This is a genomic window from Pseudomonas sp. W2Aug9 (assembly GCF_023127755.1).
Lineage (GTDB): Bacteria > Pseudomonadota > Gammaproteobacteria > Pseudomonadales > Pseudomonadaceae > Aquipseudomonas > Aquipseudomonas synxantha_A.
Genome location: NZ_SPKL01000001.1, coordinates 26,917 through 50,604 on the forward strand (window position 1 = coordinate 26,917; position 23,688 = coordinate 50,604).

At 58.6% G+C, this 23,688-nt stretch carries 18 protein-coding genes and 2 tRNA genes; 6 read left to right on the forward strand and 14 right to left on the reverse strand.

The window, feature by feature from the left end:
• Window positions 1–252: 252 nt before the first annotated feature.
• The 6 genes from panB to E3O56_RS00155 all read left to right on the forward strand — a co-directional run bounded on the left by panB (window position 253) and on the right by E3O56_RS00155 (window position 9,945).
• Window positions 253–1,053, forward strand: coding sequence for a 3-methyl-2-oxobutanoate hydroxymethyltransferase (gene panB, locus E3O56_RS00130; protein WP_032879452.1), 801 nt, complete (start codon window positions 253–255; stop codon window positions 1,051–1,053).
• Entirely contained in the window at window positions 1,050–1,901 is an 852-nt protein-coding gene (gene panC, locus E3O56_RS00135) for a pantoate--beta-alanine ligase (protein WP_032879451.1), read from the forward strand. The genes panB and panC overlap by 4 nt, the downstream gene beginning before the upstream one ends.
• Window positions 1,902–2,124: 223 nt before the next feature.
• Window positions 2,125–3,789, forward strand: coding sequence for a glucose-6-phosphate isomerase (gene pgi / locus E3O56_RS00140; RefSeq protein ID WP_032879450.1), 1,665 nt, complete (start codon window positions 2,125–2,127; stop codon window positions 3,787–3,789).
• Window positions 3,790–3,894: 105 nt separating this feature from the next.
• Window positions 3,895–5,832 (forward strand): acetate--CoA ligase, encoded by a 1,938-nt coding sequence (acs, locus tag E3O56_RS00145; RefSeq protein WP_032879448.1) that lies wholly within the window; start codon window positions 3,895–3,897, stop codon window positions 5,830–5,832.
• A gap of 93 nt (window positions 5,833–5,925) precedes the next feature.
• On the forward strand, window positions 5,926–6,942 hold the full coding sequence (locus tag E3O56_RS00150) for a class I SAM-dependent methyltransferase (protein ID WP_223018239.1): 1,017 nt from the start codon (window positions 5,926–5,928) through the stop codon (window positions 6,940–6,942).
• Window positions 6,943–7,029: 87 nt separating this feature from the next.
• Entirely contained in the window at window positions 7,030–9,945 is a 2,916-nt protein-coding gene (locus E3O56_RS00155; protein ID WP_248127563.1) for a DUF748 domain-containing protein, read from the forward strand.
• A gap of 294 nt (window positions 9,946–10,239) precedes the next feature.
• Here E3O56_RS00155 and E3O56_RS00160 read toward each other — a convergent pair whose 3' ends face one another.
• The 14 genes from E3O56_RS00160 to folP all read right to left on the reverse strand — a co-directional run bounded on the left by E3O56_RS00160 (window position 10,240) and on the right by folP (window position 23,685).
• Window positions 10,240–10,860, reverse strand: a complete 621-nt coding sequence (locus E3O56_RS00160; RefSeq protein WP_032879445.1) for a BON domain-containing protein — start codon at window positions 10,858–10,860, stop codon at window positions 10,240–10,242.
• Window positions 10,861–11,154: 294 nt separating this feature from the next.
• Window positions 11,155–13,260 carry a polyribonucleotide nucleotidyltransferase gene (gene pnp / locus E3O56_RS00165; protein ID WP_005791474.1) on the reverse strand — a complete coding sequence of 702 codons (2,106 nt, stop codon included), beginning with the start codon at window positions 13,258–13,260 and terminating at the stop codon, window positions 11,155–11,157.
• A gap of 195 nt (window positions 13,261–13,455) precedes the next feature.
• Window positions 13,456–13,725 carry a 30S ribosomal protein S15 gene (rpsO, locus tag E3O56_RS00170; RefSeq protein ID WP_003177875.1) on the reverse strand — a complete coding sequence of 90 codons (270 nt, stop codon included), beginning with the start codon at window positions 13,723–13,725 and terminating at the stop codon, window positions 13,456–13,458.
• A gap of 115 nt (window positions 13,726–13,840) precedes the next feature.
• Window positions 13,841–14,758, reverse strand: coding sequence for a tRNA pseudouridine(55) synthase TruB (gene truB, locus E3O56_RS00175; RefSeq protein ID WP_005791476.1), 918 nt, complete (start codon window positions 14,756–14,758; stop codon window positions 13,841–13,843).
• Between the two features lie 3 nt (window positions 14,759–14,761).
• Window positions 14,762–15,157: a 30S ribosome-binding factor RbfA gene (gene rbfA / locus E3O56_RS00180; RefSeq protein WP_003176137.1), complete on the reverse strand. Its 396-nt coding sequence runs from the start codon at window positions 15,155–15,157 to the stop codon at window positions 14,762–14,764.
• A 159-nt stretch (window positions 15,158–15,316) separates the two neighbouring features.
• Window positions 15,317–17,833, reverse strand: a complete 2,517-nt coding sequence (gene infB, locus E3O56_RS00185; protein ID WP_032879444.1) for a translation initiation factor IF-2 — start codon at window positions 17,831–17,833, stop codon at window positions 15,317–15,319.
• A 27-nt stretch (window positions 17,834–17,860) separates the two neighbouring features.
• Window positions 17,861–19,342: a transcription termination factor NusA gene (nusA, locus tag E3O56_RS00190; RefSeq protein WP_005791481.1), complete on the reverse strand. Its 1,482-nt coding sequence runs from the start codon at window positions 19,340–19,342 to the stop codon at window positions 17,861–17,863.
• Window positions 19,343–19,389: 47 nt separating this feature from the next.
• Window positions 19,390–19,848, reverse strand: coding sequence for a ribosome maturation factor RimP (gene rimP, locus E3O56_RS00195; protein WP_003235029.1), 459 nt, complete (start codon window positions 19,846–19,848; stop codon window positions 19,390–19,392).
• Window positions 19,849–19,988: 140 nt separating this feature from the next.
• Window positions 19,989–20,065 (reverse strand) — tRNA-Met (locus E3O56_RS00200).
• A 96-nt stretch (window positions 20,066–20,161) separates the two neighbouring features.
• A tRNA-Leu gene (locus E3O56_RS00205) sits at window positions 20,162–20,247 on the reverse strand.
• A gap of 22 nt (window positions 20,248–20,269) precedes the next feature.
• On the reverse strand, window positions 20,270–20,653 hold the full coding sequence (gene secG, locus E3O56_RS00210; protein WP_003194191.1) for a preprotein translocase subunit SecG: 384 nt from the start codon (window positions 20,651–20,653) through the stop codon (window positions 20,270–20,272).
• A gap of 4 nt (window positions 20,654–20,657) precedes the next feature.
• Complete coding sequence (gene tpiA, locus E3O56_RS00215; RefSeq protein WP_005791483.1) at window positions 20,658–21,413, reverse strand: triose-phosphate isomerase; 756 nt, start codon at window positions 21,411–21,413, stop codon at window positions 20,658–20,660.
• A 66-nt stretch (window positions 21,414–21,479) separates the two neighbouring features.
• Window positions 21,480–22,817 carry a phosphoglucosamine mutase gene (glmM, locus tag E3O56_RS00220; protein WP_005791485.1) on the reverse strand — a complete coding sequence of 446 codons (1,338 nt, stop codon included), beginning with the start codon at window positions 22,815–22,817 and terminating at the stop codon, window positions 21,480–21,482.
• Window positions 22,818–22,833: 16 nt separating this feature from the next.
• Window positions 22,834–23,685 (reverse strand): dihydropteroate synthase, encoded by an 852-nt coding sequence (folP, locus tag E3O56_RS00225; RefSeq protein ID WP_248127565.1) that lies wholly within the window; start codon window positions 23,683–23,685, stop codon window positions 22,834–22,836.
• Window positions 23,686–23,688: the final 3 nt, after the last annotated feature.

Here is a 23,688-nt window from a genome sequence, read left to right on the forward strand (position 1 = left end):
CCGTAAACCGCGCACAAGTTGCGCAATCGCGTCAGTAACAGCGGTAACACCGCCATCGTAACAATGCGGTAACACATCCAATTGACTTCCCGTGTCCTCCTCACGACTATAGGCGTCCCGCTGCCGCCAACCCGGCGCTACAGGGCGCAATCCAGGCCTTATAAGCACTGCTTTCAAGACAGTGCGCCTGTATAAACGAAGACTCACGCGCGTTACTCGCTGTTTCCAAGCGCCTGAACGAGGACCCTTTTCATGCCAGACATTACCCTGACCACCTTGCAGAGCCTCAAGCTCAAGGGTGAAAAAATCACCATGCTGACCTGCTATGACGCCACCTTCGCCAACGCCTGTTGCCAGGCCGGGGTTGAAGTGTTGTTAGTGGGCGACTCCCTGGGCATGGTTCTTCAAGGGAATGACAGCACCCTGCCCGTGACCACGGATGAACTGGCCTACCACACCGCCAGCGTCAAGCGTGGCAACGACGGCGCCTTGATCATCGCCGACCTGCCGTTCATGGGGTACGCCACGCTTGAGCAAACCTTCCAGAACGCCGGCAAGCTGATGCAGGCCGGCGCCCATATGGTCAAAGTCGAAGGCGCCGTGTGGCTGGCCGAGTCGATCCGGCTGCTGGCTGAACGCGGTGTACCGGTATGTGCACACATGGGCCTGACCCCGCAGTCGGTGAACATCCTCGGCGGCTACAAGGTACAGGGTCGCAATGAAGCCCAGGCGCGCCAGATGCGCGCCGATGCCATCGCCCTGGAACAAGCCGGTGCCGCGATGATTGTGCTGGAGTGCGTCCCCAGCGAACTGGCCGCAGAAATCACCCAGGCCGTCAAAGTGCCGGTAATCGGCATTGGCGCCGGCTCCGCCACCGATGGTCAGGTGCTGGTCCTGCACGACATGCTCGGCCTGTCGATTAGCGGTCACGTACCCAAGTTCGTGAAGAACTTCATGGCCGGCCAGGACAGCATTCACGCAGCCCTGAGCGCTTACGTCAGCGCAGTCAAGAATGTGACTTTCCCAGGCGCTGAACACGGATTCTCGGCATGAACACCGTTAAAACCGTCCGCGAACTGCGGGCTGCCGTGACCCACGCCCGCAGCGCCGGCAAACGCATCGGCTTTGTGCCTACCATGGGCAACCTGCATAGCGGCCATGCCACCCTGGTGACCAAGGCCGCGCAGCAGGCAGATTTCGTGGTGGCGAGCATTTTCGTCAACCCACTGCAATTCGGTGCCGGCGAAGATCTGGATAAATACCCGCGCACATTGGCCGCCGACCAGGAAAAACTCCTGCAGGCGGGCTGCAACCTGCTGTTTGCGCCCACTGTCGAGGAAATGTACCCCGATGGCATGAACGGCCAGACCCGCGTCAGCGTGCCACAACTGTCCGAAGGCTTGTGCGGCGCCAGCCGCCCAGGGCATTTCGAAGGCGTGGCCACGGTGGTCAGCAAGTTGTTCAACATGGTCCAGCCCGACATGGCCGTATTTGGCCAGAAGGACTACCAGCAGTTGGCGGTCATTCGCGCCATGGTCCGCGATCTGAACATGCCGATCCAGATCATCGGCGAACCCACCGTGCGTGCAGCGGACGGCCTCGCGCTGTCATCACGCAACGGTTACCTCACCGAGGAGCAACGTGCGGTCGCGCCGGTGCTGTACCGCGCCCTCAGCCAGATCGCCACGGCCATCCAAGACGGTGATCATGATTTCGCCAAGCTTCGCGCCGAGCAAATCCGGCAGATTGAAGCCGCAGGGCTACGCATGGACTACCTGGAAGTGCGCCAAGGCGTACATCTGCGCCCGGCCACGGCTGAAGATCGGGATGTGGTGATCCTGGTCGCCGCTTATCTGGGCGCCACACGCCTGATCGATAACCTGCACCTGAACCTCGCCTGACCCCACTTTACCCTCCACCTGTTGCCCCGACGGCTGTGCCGGTATAAAAAAGTACCGGCCACAGCGCAGACAAAGCCAAGACATATCCACACGCTAGGTTTAATGTAATCGCCCTGCGCTATGGTTAGCGCTGTCTGGAACCCAGTCGTTGAGACAAGAATGGATGTTCCGGGCTTTTAAGTGTCCTAAAGGCAGTCCCTGTAATAAAAGGAAACCCGCAGCGATGGCGTACTACCGCACCCCTCATGACGTTACCGCTCTGCCCGCCTGGCAAGCGCTTGTTCAACATCGCCAAGCCATGCAGGATTTCAGCATGCGCGAAGCGTTCAATGCCGACCCTCAGCGCTTTTCCCAATTTACCTTGAGCAGCTGCGGACTTTTCCTCGATTATTCGAAAAACCTGATCACCAGCGAAACCCGCGACCTGCTGGTGGACCTGGCCAAGGAAGTGAACCTTAAAGGCGCGATTGATGCGCTGTACGCGGGCGAGCCCGTCAACTCTTCCGAAGGCCGCCCGGCGCTGCATACCGCCCTGCGCCGCCCGGTGGGTGACAAGCTGTCGGTCAACGGCGTGAACATCATGCCGGACGTGCACAAGGTGCTGAACCAGATTACTGACCTGGTCGGCCGCATCCACGACGGCCTGTGGCGTGGCTACACCGAAAAGCCGATCACCGACGTGGTGAACATCGGCATCGGTGGTTCGTTCCTCGGTCCGGAACTGGTCTCCGAAGCGCTGTTGTCCTACGCCCACAAAGGCGTGCGTTGCCACTACCTGGCGAATATCGACGGCAGCGAGTTCCACGAGCTGACCATGAAGCTGCGCGCCGAGACCACGCTGTTCATTGTTTCGTCCAAATCCTTCAACACCCTTGAAACCCTGAAGAACGCCCAGGCCGCCCGCGCCTGGTACCTGGCCCAGGGTGGTTCGGAAGCTGAGCTGTATCGCCACTTCATCGCCGTTTCGAGCAACAACGCAGCGGCCGTAGCCTTTGGTATTCGCGAAGAGAACATCTTCCCGATGTGGGATTGGGTAGGCGGGCGTTACTCGCTGTGGTCGGCGATTGGCTTGCCAATCGCCCTGGCCATCGGCATGTCCAACTTCAAGGAACTGCTGTCGGGTGCCTACACCATGGACCAGCACTTCCTGAACGCGCCGTTCGAAGCCAACATGCCCGTACTGCTGGGTTTGCTGGGCGTGTGGTACGGCAACTTCTGGGGCGCGCAGAGCCACGCGATCCTGCCGTACGACCATTACCTGCGTAATATCACCAAGCATTTACAACAGCTGGATATGGAATCCAACGGCAAGAGCGTCCGCCAGGACGGCACGCCAGTGTCCACTGATACCGGCCCGGTGATCTGGGGTGGCGTAGGCTGCAACGGGCAGCACGCTTACCACCAGTTGCTGCACCAAGGGACGCAACTGATCCCGGCCGACTTCATCGTGCCGATCGTCAGCTTCAACCCGGTCTCCGATCACCACCAGTGGCTATACGCCAACTGCCTGTCCCAGAGCCAGGCACTGATGCTCGGCAAGACCCGCGGCGAAGCCGAAGCCGAGCTGCGTGAAAAGGGCCTGCCGGAAGCGGAAGTGCAGAAGCTGGCACCGCACAAGGTGATCCCGGGCAACCGTCCGAGCAACACCCTCGTGGTCGAACGCATCAGCCCTCGTCGCCTCGGCGCGCTGGTGGCGATGTATGAGCACAAGGTGTTCGTGCAGAGCGTGGTCTGGGGCATCAACGCTTTTGACCAATGGGGCGTTGAACTGGGCAAGGAACTGGGCAAAGGCGTTTACAACCGCCTGACGGGCGCCGAAGAAACCTCAGCCGAGGACGCTTCGACCCAGGGCCTGATCAACTACTTCCGCGGTCGTCACCGCGGCTGATGCTGATCACTCAAGGCCAACGTCTGTTTGGACGTTGGCCTTGAACCCTCCCACCACAGGGTGCATCTTTATCACTTGTCGCAAAAACAAGAATAAGGATCGCTCATGTTCGATATCAGCACGTTTCCCACCGCCGATGCCGTCCGCCGGGCTGCGCAACTCAGTCAAGAAGACTATCAGCGCCTCTATCGCCAATCCATCAAGCAGCCAGAGACCTTCTGGGCCGAACAGGCCAAGGGCTTTCTGGACTGGATAACACCGTGGCACACCGTCCAGCAGTCAGACATCAATACCGGTGCCGCCCAATGGTTTGCCGGCGGCCAACTGAACGTCAGCTACAACTGCATTGACCGTCACCTGGCGCAACGCGCCGATCAGCCGGCCTTCATCTGGGAGGGCGACGATCCGTCAAAATCCTCCACGATCACTTACCGCCAACTGCATCAAAACGTCAGCCGCCTGGCCAATGTGCTGAAAAACCGTGGCGTGAAAAAAGGCGACCGCGTGTGCATCTACATGCCGATGATCCCGGAAGCGGCCTACGCCATGCTGGCCTGCACGCGAATTGGCGCGGTGCACTCGGTGGTGTTTGGCGGGTTTTCGCCTGACGCCCTGCGTGACCGTATTCTCGATGCCGACTGCCGCACCGTGATCACCGCCGACGAAGGCGTGCGCGGCGGCAAGCCCGTGGCGCTGAAACAGAATGTCGATAAAGCCCTGGCCAGTTGCCCGAACGTCAGCACGGTGCTGGTGGTCGAGCGCACCGGAGCCAGCGTGAACTGGAACGAGGGCCGCGACCTCAAGTATCAAGCGGCCCTGGACGCCGCCAGCGACAACTGCCCACCCGAGCCGATGGACGCCGAGGATCCGCTGTTCATCCTCTACACCTCCGGCAGCACCGGCAAACCCAAGGGCGTGCTGCACACCACTGGCGGCTACCTGCTGCAAGCGGCGATGACCTTCAAGTACGTACTCGACTACCAAGAGGGCGAAGTGTTCTGGTGCACCGCCGATGTGGGCTGGGTTACCGGGCATAGCTACATCGTCTACGGTCCGCTGGCCAATGGCGCCACTTCGCTGATGTTCGAGGGCGTGCCGAGTTATCCGGACAGCTCGCGCTTCTGGCAGGTGATCGATAAACATCAGGTGAATATTTTCTACACCGCGCCCACCGCTTTGCGCGCCCTGATGCGTGAAGGCCACGGCCCATTGGAGAGCACCTCCCGCGCCAGCCTGCGCCTGCTGGGCAGTGTCGGTGAGCCGATCAACCCGGAGGCCTGGGACTGGTACTTCAATGCGGTGGGCGAACAGCGCTGCCCCATCGTCGATACCTGGTGGCAAACCGAAACCGGCGGCATCATGCTCAGCCCGCTGGTCAGCGCCCAGCGCATCAAGCCGGGCTGCGCGACACAGCCGATGTTCGGCGTACAACCGGTGCTGCTCGATGAGCAGGGCAAGGAAATCAGCGGCGCCGGCAGCGGCGTCCTCGCTATCAAATCAAGCTGGCCGGGGCAGATTCGCAGCGTCTACGGCGACCCGCAGCGTATGATCGACACTTACTTCAAGCCCTATCCCGGCTACTACTTCACCGGCGACGGCGCGCGCCGCGATGAAGACGGCGACTACTGGATCACCGGCCGCATCGATGATGTGATCAACGTGTCCGGCCATCGCATCGGCACCGCCGAGGTCGAAAGCGCCCTAGTGCTGCATGACCAGGTCGCTGAAGCCGCTGTGGTCGGCTATCCCCATGACGTCAAGGGCCAGGGCATCTATGCCTTTGTAACGCCAATGAACGGCGTCGAACCCAGCGATGCGCTGAAAAAACACCTGCTGGACCTGGTCAGCAAGGAAATTGGCAGCTTTGCCAAACCGGAACTGATCCAGTGGGCGCCTGCCTTGCCGAAAACCCGCTCCGGAAAGATCATGCGGCGCATCTTGCGCAAGATCGCCTGCAACGAACTGGACAGCCTGGGCGATACCTCAACCCTGGCTGACCCAAGCGTCGTAGACGGGTTGATCGACAAACGCCTGAACCGATAGCGCTCAGGATAATCCCCGGCCTGTGCAGGCCGGGGTTAACTGTTAAACTCCGCGCCCCGATTTTCTTATTTTTCTGCAAGCAAGGCGCGCTTCATGACCCCCCTGAATCAGGCGCTGCGCGCCGCCCTCGATCACCGCCAAGACCTGATCAACGAACTGCACGCCCAGGGTACAGACTGCTACCGGCTGTTCCACGGCAGCCAGGAAGGCGCCGGCGGCTTGACCATCGACCGCTACGGCCCGCAATTGCTGGTGCAGAGCTTCCATCAGTCGCTGGACAGCGCAGACCTTCTGGACCTGCATCAACTGATCAACCAATACATGGGCCTGGAATTGCTGCTGGTGTACAACGACCGTGCCCGAGGCAACTCGCGTATCGATCGTGAAGACACGGTATACCGCGCAGAGCCTGCGGCGCTGGAAGACCTGGTCGGCCACGAGTGGGGCCTCAGCTACCGTGTGCGGGGGCGCCATGCCGGGCAGGACCCGTTGCTGTTCCTCGACCTGCGTAACACCCGTGGTTGGGTGAAGGATCACAGCGCCGGCAAAAGCGTGCTGAACCTGTTCGCCTACACCTGCGGCGTGGGCTTGAGCGCGGCCGCCGGCGGCGCACGCGAAGTGTGCAACCTGGATTTTGCCGAGGGCAACCTGGCGGTGGGGCGTGAAAATGGCCTGCTCAATCCACAATTGCCGAGCATGGAGTTCATACAGTCCGATTACTTCCCGGCCATTCGCCAACTGGCGGGCCTGCCGATCACCCAGCGTCGCGGCCAAAAGCTGCCGAGCTATCCGCGCCTGGAGCAGCGCCAGTACGACCTGGTCCTGCTTGATCCGCCCGCCTGGGCCAAAAGCGCGTTCGGCACCGTCGACCTGCTGCGCGACTATCAGAGCTTGCTCAAGCCCGCGCTGCTGACCACCGCTGACAATGGGGTACTGATCTGTTGTAACAACCTGGCGAAAGTCAGCATGGATGACTGGCGTGAACAGGTGCTGCGTTGCGCAGAAAAAGCCGGCCGCCCAGTGCGCGACTGGCAGGTCATGACACCTGGGGCAGACTTTCCTTCCACGGATCAGCAGCCTCCGTTAAAGACCTTGATCCTGCATTTGTAGGAAGTTTCCCAGCAGCCACTGTTCTTCGGAACCGAATTACCGTGCCATACTCCAAGGCACTCTCGTTCGACACAGATGGCGTCACCCATGCCCAAAGGATTGATCCGCGCCGCAGGCGCCTTGTTGACCGCCCTTGCTTTGTACAGCTTGCTGGGCTTTCTGATTTTACCCGGCATCGCTCTTCGCATTGCCAACCAACAGTTGGCGAATTACGCCACGGTGCCGGCGCGAATCGAGCGCATCGAGCTCAACCCGTTCAGCCTGGAACTCACGCTGTGGGGCCTGAAGATCGGTGAGCCGGGCAAAGAACAAGTGGGCTTCCAGCGCTTCTACGCCAACCTGCAGGCCGACAGTCTCTGGACCCGCGCCCTGCACCTGGCTGATGTGCAACTGGACCAGCCCAAGACCGAACTGCTGTTCGACAAATCCGGCCAGTTGAACCTGGCGCAGTTGTTCAAACTGCCGCCGAGCGAACCGACTCCCGCAGATCCCGATGCCAAACCGTTCCCGCTGCGTATCGACAGCATCAAACTGGCGGGCGGCAATCTGCATTTCCGAGATCTGCGCCCCAGCGAACCTATCGAATTCCTCTACGACAAACTCGACTTCGAGCTGAAAAACCTCAGCACCTTGCCCGAAGACAACGCCGACATGACCCTGGTGGCCGCTGGCCCTGACGGCGGGCAGATCGACTGGAAAGGTAATGTTAGCCTGGTACCGATCACCTCCGAAGGTACCTTGAAGGTCACCGACGGCAAGATGAAAGCCTGGTGGCCGTATGTACGTGACGCCTTGCCGCTGGTGCTGGAAGACGGCGTGCTTAACTTCAGCACCGACTATAAGTTCAGCCTGGCCAAAGAGACCGAGCTGAACCTGACCAACACCGCCGCCAGCATTGCGCCCTTCGCGATCAAGGCGCCGGATGGCCGGCCATTGGTACGCCTGGAACGCCTGGATGTCAGCGAAACTACGGTAGACCTGGCCAAGCAGCAGGTAGTCGTCGGCAAAATCCGCAGCAACAAGCTGGAAACCTGGGCCGCTCTTGAAGCCGATGGCCAACTCGACTGGCAGAAACTGTTCGCCAGCCAGCCAAGCAAGCCAACACCGGCACCGGCCAACGCCGACGCGCCTGAAGCCCAACCGGCGGCGCCGAGCAAACCCTGGCAAGTGATGCTCAAGGATGTGCAACTGCGTAACTATCAGGTACACCTGGCCGACCGCCAGGCCAAACCTGCGGTGGCGCTGGAACTGGGCCCGTTGAATATCGACATGCAGAACTTCGACAGCCTCAACCAAAGCCCCTTCACCTTGAAGGTCGATAGTGGCGTGGGCAAGCAAGGCAAGATCCAGGCAACCGGCGAGGTTAACCTCAACCCGGTCAGCGCCAAGCTGAAAGTGAATACCCAGGACATCGACCTGCGGGTGGCCCAGTCGTATATCAGCCCGTTTATTCGCCTGGAACTGCGCAGCGGCATGTTGGGCGGCAACCTGGATGTGAACCTCAAGAGCACCGAGCCGTTGGCCCTGCAAATCACCGGCCGCGCTCAGGTCGATCAGCTGCATACCCTGGACACCCTCAAGACCCGCGACTTCCTCAAGTGGCAGCGCCTGGTACTGGAGGGTGTGAACTATCAGCATGGTCAGAGCCTGTCGATCGACAAGGTCAACCTGCTGCAGCCGTATGCGCGCTTCATGATCAACGACGATCGCACCACCAACATCGATGACTTGCTGATTCCCCAGCCTGCCGACAGTGGTGCCAAATCAGCCGCCAAGCCGGCGGCCAGCAAAGACAAGCCTTTGGGCATCCACATCGGGCAGATCGCAATTAACGATGGTTCGGCCAACTTTGCCGACTTCAGCCTCACGCCCAACTTCGCCACCGCGATTCAACAGCTCAACGGCCAGATTGGCACCATCGATAGTCGCCAGGCCAAACCGGCCAGCGTCGATATCAAGGGTAAGGTAGACCGTTACGCCCCAGTGACCATCAAGGGCAGCGTGAACCCGTTTGATCCGATGGCAGCCCTGGATATCGCGACCAGCTTCAAACGTGTCGAGTTGACCAACTTGACACCTTACTCGGGCAAGTTCGCAGGCTTCCGTATCCGCAAGGGCCGGCTGAATCTCGACTTGCACTACGTGATCACCAAGGGCCAGTTGAAGGCCGAAAACAAAGTGGTGGTCGAACAGTTGCAACTGGGTGAGAAAGTCGACAGCTCCGATGCGGTGGACTTGCCGATTCGCCTGGCCATCGCTCTGCTCAAGGACAGCGACGGCAAGATCTCGATCGAACTGCCGGTCAGTGGCGACCTGAACAACCCGCAATTCAGCGTGATGCCGATTGTGTGGCAGACCCTGCGTAACCTCGTCGTCCGCGCAGCGACCGCGCCCTTCAAGTTTATTGGCGGGCTGGTGACGGGTGGCGGCTCTGAAGACCTGGGTAATGTTTCGTTCGCCGCCGGCTCCAGTGAGCTGAACAAAGATGCCGAGGGCGCGCTGAACACCTTGGCCAAGGCACTGAAAGAGCGCCCTACCCTGCGCCTGGAAATCGAAGGCACGGCTGCTGCCAGCAGCGATGGGCCGTTCCTGGCGGCGCAGCGACTGGAACGTGAATACCAGTACAACTACTACAAGATCCTCCAGCGCCGTGGCGACAAAGTCCCGGCCCAAGCTTCGTTGCTTGAAGTGCCCGAGAAAGAAAAAGCACCGTTGCTGGAAGGTATCTACCGCACCCGTCTTAAACAGCAACCTCCCGCCGAATGGAAAAACCTTGGCAGCGATGAGCGCTCGGCGAAGCTCAAAGAGGGTGTGATCAAGTTCTGGAGCGGCAGTGATGTGCTGCTGCGCCAACTGGGCCAGGAGCGCGCCAGTACCATCAAGGATTACTTGGTGGACAAGGGCCAGTTGGAAGATGAGCGGGTGTACTTCATTGATGCGCAACTGGGGCAGGCGGAGAAAGATGGTCGGGTCATCACCCCAATGCATCTGGATGCCGAGTAACTTCTGAGCAACGCCTATCCTAATGTGGGAGCTGGCTTGCCTGCGATAGCATCACCTCGGTGCAACTGAATGACTGAGGTGCCAACATCGCTGGCAAGCCAGCTCCCACATTTTTTTTGGGGGGTTGGCTGGCAGTTTTGTTTCAACCCCAAAATAGAACAGGCCCCGACACAAGTGCCGGGGCCTGTAATGACCACATCCGTGTGGTCGGTCGCATGAACTCCAGAGGTGCATCGGGTGGATAACTAGCTCACCCTAAGCCGCCGCTATATCGTTCAAACGAAACCTTTAACGTTACTCTGCTTTCAGGCCGTCGGCCGATACAGCTTTAACGCCTTTGATTTTCTTGGTGATGGCAACCGCAGTTTCTTTCTGCGATGCAGTCACGGCAGTCGGAGACGACAGAGACACTACGCCCTTGTTGGTCTCAACCTTGATGTCAGTGCCAGGAATGCCCTTCTCGGTAACCAGGTCAGCCTTCACTTTGGTAGTGATCCAAGTGTCGCTGGTGGTTTCTTTAGCGTCGTGTGCCGCACCTTTGGTTTTGTCGATGCCGTCAGCTTTGACAGCGCCGCCAGCCAGCAGACCGTCAGCCGAAACAGCATTCACACCTTTGATTTTCTTGGTGATGGCTACAGCAGTGGCTTTCTGCGAATCCGAGACTGCTACGTCGGAGGACAGGGAAACCACACCTTTGTTGGTCTCAACCTTGATGTCCGAACCCGGAATGCCTTTTTCGGTCAGCAGGTCGGCTTTGACTTTAGTGGTGATCCAAGTATCCGAAACGCTTTCCTTAGCCTTGGTCGCTTCACCGGCCGCCAAAGTCATAGGGGCTTGGGAAGTCTGAGCAAAGGCTACGTTAGCACCCATCGCCAGGGTCAGAGCGGTAGCAGTAGCGAGAGCGAACTTCTTCATACGAATAACTCCTGTTTTATTAAAAGTCTGCAGACGTAAACCTTGATGCTGCAGCGCTAACAGGGATAGTGCAGGCGGCGTGCCAAGTGGGATAACAGGACAAAATCGTTATAAAACAACAAGTTAAAAAACAGAGTGATTTTCGAAATCGTGCAAGTTGCATGAAGCAGGTCGTGCCTGCGTGCAAGTTGCGGTTTTTTGCAGGCGACTAAACAACTGATTTTAGGGGATTTCCTTCTCCCACAAAAAAGGGACTCCGAAGAGTCCCTTTTTTTCAGCTAGAACGCGGGGTGATTAAACGCCCGAAGCCTTGGCTGCTGCTACGTCCTTGATGGACAGCTTGATACGGCCGCGGTTGTCCACGTCCAGTACCAGCACTTCCACTTCCTGGCCTTCTTTGAGAATGTCGGTCACTTTCTCAACACGAGCGTCGCTCAGCATGGAGATGTGAACCAGACCGTCTTTGCCCGGCAGGATGTTGACGAATGCGCCGAAGTCGACGATGCGCTCAACCTTGCCGACGTAGATCTTGCCGATCTCGGCCTCAGCGGTGATGCCCAGGACGCGTTGGCGTGCAGCTTCAGCCGCTTCCTTGGTTTCGCCGAAGATCTTGATCGAGCCGTCGTCTTCGATGTCGATCGAAGCCTTGGTTTCTTCACAGATCGCACGGATGGTCGCGCCGCCTTTACCGATAACATCACGGATTTTGTCGGTGTCGATTTTCATCGCGATCATGGTCGGAGCGTTTTCCGACAGTTCGGTACGCGACTGGCCAATGATCTGGTTCATCTGGCCGAGGATGTTCAGGCGCGCTTCCAGGGCTTGGCCCAGAGCGATTTCCATGATCTCTTCAGTGATGCCCTTGATCTTGATGTCCATCTGCAGCGCGGTTACGCCTTTAGCGGTACCGGCTACTTTGAAGTCCATGTCGCCCAGGTGGTCTTCGTCGCCCAGGATGTCGGTCAGGATGGCGAACTTCTCGCCTTCTTTAACCAGGCCCATGGCGATACCGGCAACCGGCGCCTTCATCGGCACACCAGCGTCCATCAGCGCCAGGGAAGCACCGCAAACGGAAGCCATCGAGCTGGAACCGTTGGACTCAGTGATTTCCGATACGACACGGATGGTGTACGGGAACACATCGGCAGCCGGCAGCATCGCAGCAATCGAACGACGGGCCAGACGGCCGTGACCGATTTCACGACGACCAGCACCACCCATGCGGCCACACTCGCCCACCGAGAACGGAGGGAAGTTGTAGTGCAGCATGAACGGGTCTTTTTTCTCGCCTTCCAGGGTGTCCAGCAGTTGTGCGTCACGGGCAGTACCCAGAGTCGCGACTACCAGGGCCTGGGTTTCACCACGGGTGAACAGCGCCGAACCGTGAGTCTTGGGCAGCACGCCGACTTCGATGTTCAGCGGGCGCACGGTGCGAGTGTCGCGACCGTCGATACGTGGCTTGCCGTTAACGATGTTTTCGCGAACGGTGCGGTATTCGATTTCGCCGAATGCAGCCTTGACGTCGCTGGCAGAAGGCTGGCCTTCTTCACCGGACAACTTGGCGACAACCTGGTCCTTCAACTCGCCCAGGCGAGCGTAACGGTCGGCCTTGACGGTGATGGTGTAGGCGTCGGAGATGGCAGCGCCGAACTCGGAGCGGATAGCGCCCAGCAGGTCGGTGGCTTCCGGGGCAGCAGCCCAGGTCCAGGTTGGCTTGGCAGCTTCGGCAGCCAATTCCTTGACCGCGTTGATTACCACCTGGAACTCGTCGTGAGCAAACAGTACGGCGCCCAGCATCTGGTCTTCGGTCAGCTCTTTGGCTTCCGACTCAACCATCAATACGGCTTCGGAGGTACCGGCAACGACCATGTCCAGGCTCGAAGCTTTCTGCTGCTCGTAAGATGGGTTCAGCAGGTAACCGGTGCTTTCATGGAAAGCAACGCGAGCGGCACCGATAGGACCATCGAACGGAATGCCCGAGATCGCCAGCGCAGCCGAAGTACCGATCATCGCAGCGATGTCCGGATCGGTCTTTTTGCTGGTGGAAACGACGGTGCAGACAACCTGCACTTCGTTCATGAAGCCTTCTGGGAACAGCGGACGGATCGGACGGTCGATCAGTCGGGATGTCAGGGTTTCTTTCTCGGAAGGACGGCCTTCGCGCTTGAAGAAACCGCCAGGGATCTTACCGGCAGCGTAAGTCTTTTCCTGGTAGTGAACGGACAGAGGGAAGAAGCCCTTGCTCGGGTCAGCGGTCTTGGCGCCAACCACGGTCACCAGTACGGTAACGTCGTCGTCAACGGTAACCAGCACTGCGCCGGAGGCTTGACGGGCGATACGGCCTGTCTCGAGGGTAACGGTCGACTGACCGAACTGGAATTTTTTGATAACCGGGTTCACGGTGTCCTACCTTCTTTGTGGCTCTTGGGGGAACTTGTCTTCTTGCGAAATTCTTGGGCAATGTCGGGAATCGGCCCGACCCTCGTCCAGGGTAAAACGTGTATCCAGATAAAACTTGAGGCTGGGAGCCTACCATGGGCCAGCGGGAATCCCACTGGCACACGGCAGACAACCAACCTCTAGCGCAATCGCTGATTAGCGACGCAGACCCAGGCGACCGATCAGAGTCTGATAACGACCCAGATCCTTGCCTTTCAGGTAGTCCAGCAGCTTACGGCGCTGGTTTACCATGCGGATCAGACCACGACGGGAGTGGTGGTCTTTACCGTTGGCCTTGAAGTGACCTTGCAGTTTGTTGATGTTGTGGGTCAGCAGTGCAACTTGCACTTCTGGCGAACCAGTGTCACCAACAGCTTGCTGATAGTCAGCTACGATTTGTGCTTTTTCTTGAACGTCGAGAGCCATGAGGCAATCCTTTTTTCAGGAAACCACCCAAGGGGTGATCTCAATAGGCCGAGGGCATACCCCCGTATCTATAAATGAGAAGTGACCATGCCTATTAACAGCCACCCTCGTTCGGTCATTCTGACCGAATCAGTCGACGCGGCGCGATGCGCCCGTCTTCGCTCACTTCACCGATACCGATAAAGCGACCGTTATGATCCTGTACTCGCACCATGCCGAACTTCGGGGCATCCGGGGCGCGTACCGGCTGGCCGTTGAGCCAGTAGAACGCGCTGTGCTCCGAGAAGTGCAGCAATGGCCAATCCAGCAAACCGCTGTCCGAGGGCATCAGGAAGCGATCAACCGCTTCGTTGCCGCCTTCGGCGTGCACCGCTTCCAGCTCTTCCAGCGTGACCGTCTGGGCCAGGGTGAAAGGGCCTGCCTGGGTACGTCGCAGTTCAGCTACATAAGCACCGCAGCCCAGCTTCTCACCAATATCTTCCACGAGGGTACGGATATAGGTGCCTTTGCTGCAGTCCACCGCCAATCGAGCAGTGTCACCTTCACAGGCGAGCAGTTCCAGCCGGGCAATAGTAACAGAACGCGGTTCGCGCTCCACCACTTCGCCCGCACGTGCCAGCTTATAAAGAGGTTGCCCATCCCGCTTGAGCGCCGAGTACATCGGCGGTATCTGACTGATTTGCCCACGAAAAGCAGGTAATGCAGCTTCGATATCCGCACGACCAACGGTCACGTCGCGAACCTGCAAAACATCACCTTCGGCGTCTGCCGTGGTGGTTGTCTTGCCCAGTTGCATGAGGGTTTCATAACCCTTGTCCGAATCAAGCAGGTACTGCGAGAACTTGGTGGCCTCACCAAAGCACAACGGCAGAACGCCGGTGGCCAGTGGATCCAGGCTGCCGGTGTGTCCCGCCTTCTCGGCGTTAAGCAGCCAGCGGACCTTCTGCAGCGCCGCATTGGAGGTAAAACCAATGGGCTTGTCGAGCAGAATGATGCCACTGACGTTGCGACGGATACGTTTGACCTGAGCCACCGCTTACTCCTTGGCGTCTTCAGGTGTGGACGGATGCTGACTGTCTTCAGCCACGGCGCGCTCGATCAAGGCCGAGAGGTGCGCGCCACGCACGACGCTTTCGTCGTAATGGAAGTGCAACTGCGGAACGCTGCGCAGCTTCATTTCGCGGGCCAACTGCATCCGCAGGAAACCTGCGGCGGAGTTGAGCACCTTGATGCTTTGCGCGATTTCTTCGCTGTTGTCCTGCCCCATCACGGTGATGAAGATTTTGGCATGACCCACGTCACGGCTCACTTCAACGGCGGTGATGGTGACCAGGCCAACGCGGGGGTCTTTGACTTCGCGACGGATCAGTTGAGCCAGCTCACGCTGCATCTGATCGCCGATACGCTGGGTACGGCTGTATTCTTTTGCCATGTCTTGTTACCTGTTACTGCCACACGGTGAAACCCGTGGGGTCTGAAAGCGGCAAACGCCCGGCCTGACAAAAGCCAGACCGGGCGTTGCGTTTAGAGTCCGGACACGGCGCGGGGCAAATACATGCCCACGCGCTGTGTGGCTCCTGAAGTGCGCGAGTTAGAGGCTGCGAGCAACCTGAACCTTCTCGAAGACTTCGATCTTGTCGCCAACCTTGACGTCGTTGTAGCTCTTGACGCCGATACCGCATTCCATGCCGGCACGTACTTCGGCAGCGTCATCCTTGAAGCGGCGCAGGGATTCCAGCTCGCCTTCGAAGATAACGATGTCTTCACGCAGTACACGGATCGGACGGTTACGGTACACGGTGCCTTCGACAACCATGCAACCGGCGATCGCGCCGAATTTCGGCGAGCGGAACACGTCACGCACCTCGGCGATACCCAGGATGTTCTCCCGGACATCGCTGCCAAGCATACCGGTAAGGGCTTTCTTGACGTCTTCGATGATGTCGTAGATGACGTTGTAGTAACGCATGTCCAGACCTTCCTGCTCGACGATCTTGCGAGCGCCAGCATCGGCACGCACGTTGAAGCCGAACAGTACAGCGTTGGAAGCCAGTGCCAGGTTGGCGTCGGACTCGGTGATACCACCGACACCGCCACCGACAACACGCACTTGCACTTCGTCGTTACCCAGGCCGTTCAAGGCGCCGTTCAACGCTTCGAGGGAACCACGGACGTCGGATTTGAGGACGATGTTAAGCGTCTTCTTCTCTTCCTGGCCCATGTTCTCGAAGATGTTTTCCAGCTTGCCGGCGTGAGCACGGGCCAGCTTGACTTCGCGGAACTTGCCTTGACGGAACAGAGCCACTTCACGGGCTTTCTTCTCGTCGGCAACTACGCTCATCTCGTCGCCAGCGTCCGGCGTACCGTCCAGGCCGAGGATCTCGACCGGGATAGCAGGACCTGCTTCCTTGATTGGCTTGCCGTTCTCGTCGAGCATGGCACGTACACGGCCGTAGTTCGAACCGACCAGCACCATGTCGCCTTGGCGCAGGGTACCGTCTTGAACCAGCACGGTCGCGACCGGGCCACGGCCCTTGTCGAGGCGCGATTCAACTACCACACCACGGCCAGGAGCCGAAGGCGTAGCAGTCAATTCCAGGACTTCAGCTTGCAACAGGACCGCTTCGAGCAGTTCGTCAACGCCGGTACCCATTTTCGCCGAGACCGATACGAATGGCGTCTCGCCACCCCATTCCTCGGATGTCACGCCGTGAACCGACAGTTCGCTACGGATGCGATCGAGATCGGCGCCGGGCTTGTCGATTTTGTTCACGGCTACAACCAGAGGAACACCGGCAGCCTTGGCGTGCTGGACAGCTTCAATGGTCTGCGGCATTACGCCGTCGTCCGCTGCAACCACCAGGATCACGATGTCGGTCGCCTTGGCACCACGGGCACGCATTGCGGTAAACGCGGCGTGACCTGGAGTGTCGAGGAAGGTGACCATGCCGCGTTCGGTTTCAACGTGGTATGCACCGATGTGCTGGGTAATACCACCGGCTTCGCCTGCGGCAACCTTGGCACGACGGATGTAGTCGAGCAGGGAAGTTTTACCGTGGTCAACGTGGCCCATTACGGTCACAACCGGTGCACGGGAAACTGCCTCGCCTTCAAACTTCAGGGACTCGGCCAGGGAATCTTCCAGGGCGGTGTCGCTGACCAGGGTCACTTTGTGGCCCAGCTCTTCAGCAACCAACTGGGCAGTTTCCTGATCCAGTACCTGGTTGATGGTGGCCGGGGTGCCCAGCTTGAACATGAACTTGATGATTTCAGCAGCCTTGACCGACATCTGCTGGGCCAGATCGCCCACAGTGATGGTCTCGCCGATCTTCACTTCACGCACGACAGGGCCGGTTGGGCTCTGGAAACCGTGGGCGTTGCGTTTTTTCAGCTTGGCCTTGCCGCGACCACCGCGACGGAAGCCATCGCTTTCTTCGTCGGTAGTACGTGGGGCAACGCGTGGAGCAGGCGCTTTCTCTTTGACCGAGGCACGATGCGGAGCGTTTTTGCGCTCGCCATCGCCACCACCACCGCGACGATTGTTATCGTCGGCACGTGGTTTGTCCGGACGACGAGGTTCGTCGCGCTTGCGGGCGTCAGCTGCAGGAGCAGGCGCAGCAGCAATCGGGGCGGCCTCACGCACAGCTTCAACAGGAGCGGCAACCGCTTCAGTGTTGGCAGGTTGCGCAGCAGCAGGCTGGCGACGCGCTTCTTCTTCGGCGCGACGCTTGGCTTCTTCTTCAGCCTTCTGGCGAGCAGCATTTTCTACTGCGCGACGTTCATCCAGCTCGCGTTTGCGCTCGGCTTCGATTTCTTCCGGGCTGCGCTGTACGAAGACTTTCTTCTTGCGTACTTCTACGCTGATGCTCTTGCTACCCGCAACACGCAGGGTGCTGGTGGTTTTGCGCTGCAATGTAATCTTGCGCGGTTCTTCCACTTTCGCCTTGTGGCTGCTCTTCAAGTGAGTCAGCAAAGACTGCTTCTCACTATCGCTCACACCTTCATCGGCGGCGGTGTGCGGCAGACCTGCCTCACGCATCTGCTGCAACAGGCGCTCTACCGGTGTTTTGACCTCATCGGCCAGTTGTTTCACCGTGACTTGCGTCATGCACTTCTCTCCTCAGGCCGCGCCTAATTACTCGAACCAATGGGCTCGGGCGGCCATGATCAACTTGCCGGCACGATCTTCGTCAATGCCGTCGATGTCGAGCAGATCGTCAATAGACTGCTCGGCCAGGTCTTCGCGGGTAATTACGCCGCGCACCGCCAGTTCCATCGCCAAATCCTTGTCCATACCCTCAAGCGAGAGCAGGTCTTCGGCCGGATGGGCGTCTGCCAGCTTTTCCTCAGTAGCGATGGCTTTAGTCAACAAACGATCCTTGGCCCGAGCGCGAAGCTCGTTGACGGTGTCTTCGTCAAAGCCGTCGATGTTGAGCATTTCTTCCAACGGTACGTAGGCAATCTCTTCCAGGCTGGTGAAGCCTTCATCTACCAGTACCTGTGCCAGGTCTTCATCGACTTCCAACTCTTCGATGAAGTTGCGCAGGATGTCACCGGTTTCAGCTTGCTGCTTAGCCTGGATGTCCGATTCGGTCATCACGTTCAGGGTCCAGCCGGTCAGTTGGCTGGCCAGACGCACGTTCTGACCACCACGACCAATGGCCTGAGCCAGATTGTCTGCGCCAACGGCGATGTCCATTGCATGGGCATCTTCGTCAACGATAATTGCCGCCACTTCAGCCGGCGACATGGCGTTGATCACGAACTGCGCCGGGTTATCGTCCCACAGGACGATATCCACACGCTCACCGCCCAATTCGCCCGACACTGCCTGGACGCGCGAACCGCGCATACCGATGCAAGCGCCTTGCGGGTCGATGCGTTTGTCCTTGGAGCGAACCGCGATCTTGGCACGCGAACCCGGATCGCGGGACGCAGCCATGACTTCGATCAGACCTTCGGCAATTTCCGGCACTTCGATGCGGAACAGCTCGATCAGCATTTCCGGCGCGGTACGCGACAGGATCAGCTGAGGACCGCGGTTCTCGGTGCGGATTTCCTTGAGCAGCGCACGCAGACGCACGCCGACACGGAAGGTTTCGCGAGAGATGATGTCTTCGCGGGCCAGCAACGCTTCGGCGTTGTTGCCCAGGTCGACGATCACATTGTCGCGGGTAACTTTTTTCACGGTGCCGGAGATGATTTCCCCCAGGCGCTCGCGATAAGCGTCAACGACTTGAGCTCGCTCGGCTTCACGAACCTTCTGCACGATGACCTGCTTGGCGGTCTGTGCAGCAATACGGCCGAATTCGATCGATTCGATCTTTTCTTCGACGACATCACCGACCTGGGCGCCCGGGTGCGTTTGCGCAACCTTGCTCGGCCAGGTTTCGATGGCCGGATCATCAAGATCGGCTTCTTCGACGACCGTCCAGCGACGGAAAGTCTCATAGGCACCGGTGTGGCGGTTGATTTCCACACGCAGATCAACTTCGTCTTCAAAACGCTTTTTGGTAGCAGTGGCCAGGGCCAGCTCCAGCGCTTCAAAAATCACGTTTGCCGGTACGCCCTTTTCATTGGATACCGACTCAACAACCAGCAGTACTTCTTTGCTCATCGTACGCCTCGCCTTTCGCAAGCCATTGGATCCGCGGGATCCGCGTCTCAGTCAAAACTGGGAATAATGTTGGCCTTGTCGATCATATCGATCGGCAACAGGAACTCATGGTCTTCTACCTGCACCACGACATCCTGTTCTTCTACACCGCGCAGAAGGCCCTGAAAGTTGCGTCGCCCTTCGAAGGGCGAACGCAGCTTGATCTTCACTTGTTCACCGGCAAATTTTGCAAACTGATCAATAGTGAACAGTGGGCGTTCCATGCCTGGCGAGGAAACTTCAAGGGTGTACTCAACGGAAATCGGATCTTCAACATCCAGCACACCGCTGATCTGACGGCTGACAATGGCACAATCGTCCACCAGCACGCCGCCCTCTTTATCGATATAAACGCGCAACATTGAGTGGCGACCTTGAGCCGAAAACTCAATACCCCAGCATTCATAGCCTAGGGCCACGACCACCGGGGCCAGCAAGGCCTGCAACTCTTCTAGCTTGCTCGACACCTGAACCCCCTCGTGCATGTATGTGCATGCTGTGCAAAATAAAAAAATGGGCGAAACGCCCATCCTTGAAACGCCGTCGAACAGCGGCGTTGAAAGTGTCCAGCTAACAAAAAGCCCCTTAAAAGGGGCTCCGCTAAAACTGGTTGCGGGGGCCGGATTTGAACCGACGACCTTCGGGTTATGAGCCCGACGAGCTACCAGACTGCTCCACCCCGCGACAAAGCTGGGGCGGAAGTATACGACCGATCCCTTACAGGGTCAATGTAACCTTCCACCTACAAGAAAGCCCGCAACAGCGGGCTCTCCTGATAATTGGTACCGAGAAGGGGACTCGAACCCCTACACCCTATGGGCACAACCACCTCAAGGTTGCGTGTCTACCAATTCCACCACCTCGGCAATACAGCGCTTACAACCCTTCTTACTTCTGCTCTTGAGCTGGAGGTACGTCAGTCGCTGGAGTAGCCGACTTTTGCTCTTGAAGCACCGGGACATCATCAGAAGCCGGTTTTGCTTTTGGAACTTCCAACACTGCTGGGTTTGGCAAACCTACCTGAGTCAGCACATGAGCTTTCTCTTTAGCAAAGTAACCTAACCCTAAGCTGGTTATGAAGAAACCTGCGGCAAGTATAGCAGTAAACTTACTAAGAAAGGTAGAGGAACCTTGGCTTCCGAACACAGTATTTGAAGCACCTGCACCGAAAGACGCACCAGCATCCGCACCTTTACCCTGTTGCAACAAAACCAGAGCAACTACGCTCAGGGCAGCCAACAGATGAAAAACGACTACGACTGTTTCCAGCATTTTTTCAGTTTCCCGCGGCGCGACAGATCGCACCGAACTCATCTGCATTCAGGGAAGCTCCACCAATGAGCCCCCCATCGATATCCGGCATGCCGAACAGTTCGACCGCATTGGCCGCCTTCACGCTGCCGCCGTATAGAAGCCGCACACCTTGCGCGACTTCAGAATTCTCTGCCGCCAACTGCGCGCGGATGGCTGCGTGCACATCCTGCGCCTGTTGCGGTGTAGCAGTCAGTCCGGTGCCAATGGCCCAGACCGGCTCGTAAGCAATAACCGCCTTTGCAAACGCACCAACACCCAACTCCTCGATGATGCTGCCCAGCTGACGCGAGACAACCTCAAGAGTCTTGCCCGATTCGCGCTGCTCAAGGGTCTCCCCTATGCACAACACCGGAACCAAGCCACAAGCCTGTGCCGCGGCGAACTTGCGATTGAGCGTCGCATCCCGCTCGCCCATCATCTGACGGCGCTCGGAGTGCCCAACGAGTACATAGGCACAACCCGCATCAACCAACTGACTCGGCGAAATCTCACCGGTCAATGCGCCTTGCATGGGCTCCACCGCAGAATTCTGCGCGCCGACCTGGATCGACTTGCCCTTCAAGCCATCAACCACTTGGTTGATATGCAAGCAAGGTGGGAAAACCGCGACATCAACACCGCTAGGCAAGGCCAAGTGACGAAGGCCATTGATCAGCTCAGCGACACTGGCGCGGGTACCGTGCATCTTCCAGTTACCAGCTACCATAGTGCGACGCATGCTGTACCCCGTCGGTCAAAGTGGGCGCAGATGTTACCCAACCACACCATCACTGGCAAGCCGAATTCAGGCGCAAACTTCAGTTACCAGTTTTGCCAGGTCTTCGGCATGGCCGCGAACCTGAGTTTCGTCCTCGCCTTCGACCATGACACGCACCAGAGGCTCAGTGCCCGACTTGCGCAACAACACACGCCCACGCCCAGCCATTGCCTGGGTAACACGCTCACAAGCCTCTTTGACGGCAGGGTGCTCGATCGGATTTTCACCACCGGCAAAACGCACATTGAGCAGCACCTGCGGACACTTGCGCAGGGCCTGACGCGCCTGCGCCAGGCTCTCGTCACGACGACGCAAGGCCAGAAGCACCTGCAGCGCAGCGATGATGGCGTCGCCCGTAGTCGTATGCTGGAAGCATACGACGTGTCCCGAGTTCTCGCCGCCTACCAGCCAGTTACGCTCCAGAAGCTCGGCGATCACATAACGGTCGCCGACATTGGCGCGGATAAACGGAATACCCAACTCCGCCAATGCCAACTCAAGCCCCAGGTTGCTCATGAGGGTACCCACGACGCCGCCCTGCAGCTTGTTACGCTCATGCAGATCACGGGCAATGATGAACAGCAAATCATCACCATCCACAATCATGCCGGTGTGATCCACCATCAGCACACGATCGCCGTCGCCATCGAACGCGATACCCAGGTCCGCATGTTCGGCCAGAACCGCCGCCTGCAGTTGCTCCATATGCGTGGAGCCGCAGTTGTCGTTGATGTTCAAGCCGTTAGGCTGAGCCGATAGTACAGTGACCTGCGCTCCCAGCTCCTTGAAAACACTTGGCGCTACCTTGTAGGTCGCACCATGGGCACAATCGACAACGATCTTCAGCCCGGCAAAATTGGTACTGCTCGGCACGCTGCTTTTGCAGAATTCGATATAACGGCCGGACGCATCATTGATACGCGACACCTTGCCCAGCTTGCTGGATTCGACCACCGTCATCGGCGCATCCAGCAGCTCTTCGATCATCAACTCGATCTCGTCAGGCAACTTGGTGCCCTGCCCCGAGAAGAACTTGATGCCATTGTCGTCATGCGGGTTGTGCGACGCACTGATCACAATACCGGCTTCAGCGTGAAAGGTACGCGTCAGGTAAGCGATCGCTGGCGTCGGCATGGGCCCCAACAGCATTACGTCGGCGCCGGCAGCAGATAAGCCTGCCTCAAGCGCGGATTCAAACATATAACCCGAAATACGGGTGTCCTTGCCAACCAGGATCCGGCACGCCCCCATGCTGCGGAACGCCATGCCTGCCGCCCAACCCAACTTGAGCATGAAATCAGGGGTAATCGGAAACTCGCCGACCCGACCACGGATGCCGTCGGTGCCAAAGTATTTTTTAGTCATAAGTGCTCCATCATTCTTATTCGGCTGATTCTACAGCGGCAATCATGCGCACCACATCCACCGTCTCGGCGACATCATGCACACGCAAAATACCAGCGCCCTTGGTCACGGCAAGCGCTGCAAGCGCGAGGCCGCCGTACAAGCGCTCACCCACCGGGCGATTCAAGGCCAGCCCTATCATGCTCTTGCGCGACACACCGACCAGCAGCGGCCGACCAAGGGCATGCAGCGCCTCCATATGCTTGAACAGGCTTAAATTATGTTGCAGGGTCTTGGCGAAGCCAAACCCCGGGTCAAGGATGATCTTTTCGCACGCGATGCCCACCTCGACACACTGAGCGATCCTGTCTGCCAGGAAGCCAGTGACCTCGCCGACCAGGTTGTCGTAGTGAGGACTGTCCTGCATGTTACCGGGCTCACCCAGCATGTGCATCAGGCACACCGGCAGGCCGGTCGCTGCAGCTGCATCGAGAGCACCGTCACGCCGCAACGAACGCACATCATTGATGAGCCCCGCCCCCAGACGCGCGGTTTCACGCATTACCGCGGGAGTTGAAGTGTCCACAGAAATGATCACATCCAGCTCGCGGGCGATACGCTCGACAATGGGCGCTACCCGCTCAAGCTCTTCCAACGGGGATACCACACGAGCCCCAGGCCGAGTGGACTCGCCGCCCACATCAATCAAGGTCGCGCCGGCAGCCACCATCGCCTCGGCATGACGCAACGCGGCATCCAGCTGGCTGAAACGGCCACCATCGGAAAAGGAATCGGGAGTTACATTGAGAATACCCATGACATGCGTATGGGCCAAATCAAGAACCCGGTTGCCGCAAGGCAACCGGGTAGAGGACAAAGCAGAAGTCATTTC

Coding starts and splice junctions, on each gene's coding strand:
- rpsO (WP_003177875.1), bottom strand. CDS start 13,725: ATGGCTCTCGACGTTCAAGAAAAAGCACAAATCGTAGCTGACTATCAG.
- E3O56_RS00155 (WP_248127563.1), top strand. CDS start 7,030: ATGCCCAAAGGATTGATCCGCGCCGCAGGCGCCTTGTTGACCGCCCTT.
- secG (WP_003194191.1), bottom strand. CDS start 20,653: ATGCTGGAAACAGTCGTAGTCGTTTTTCATCTGTTGGCTGCCCTGAGC.
- panC (WP_032879451.1), top strand. CDS start 1,050: ATGAACACCGTTAAAACCGTCCGCGAACTGCGGGCTGCCGTGACCCAC.
- folP (WP_248127565.1), bottom strand. CDS start 23,685: ATGACTTCTGCTTTGTCCTCTACCCGGTTGCCTTGCGGCAACCGGGTT.
- pgi (WP_032879450.1), top strand. CDS start 2,125: ATGGCGTACTACCGCACCCCTCATGACGTTACCGCTCTGCCCGCCTGG.
- nusA (WP_005791481.1), bottom strand. CDS start 19,342: ATGAGCAAAGAAGTACTGCTGGTTGTTGAGTCGGTATCCAATGAAAAG.
- E3O56_RS00160 (WP_032879445.1), bottom strand. CDS start 10,860: ATGAAGAAGTTCGCTCTCGCTACTGCTACCGCTCTGACCCTGGCGATG.
- E3O56_RS00150 (WP_223018239.1), top strand. CDS start 5,926: ATGACCCCCCTGAATCAGGCGCTGCGCGCCGCCCTCGATCACCGCCAA.
- rbfA (WP_003176137.1), bottom strand. CDS start 15,157: ATGGCAAAAGAATACAGCCGTACCCAGCGTATCGGCGATCAGATGCAG.
- glmM (WP_005791485.1), bottom strand. CDS start 22,817: ATGACTAAAAAATACTTTGGCACCGACGGCATCCGTGGTCGGGTCGGC.
- acs (WP_032879448.1), top strand. CDS start 3,895: ATGTTCGATATCAGCACGTTTCCCACCGCCGATGCCGTCCGCCGGGCT.
- panB (WP_032879452.1), top strand. CDS start 253: ATGCCAGACATTACCCTGACCACCTTGCAGAGCCTCAAGCTCAAGGGT.
- tpiA (WP_005791483.1), bottom strand. CDS start 21,413: ATGCGTCGCACTATGGTAGCTGGTAACTGGAAGATGCACGGTACCCGC.
- infB (WP_032879444.1), bottom strand. CDS start 17,833: ATGACGCAAGTCACGGTGAAACAACTGGCCGATGAGGTCAAAACACCG.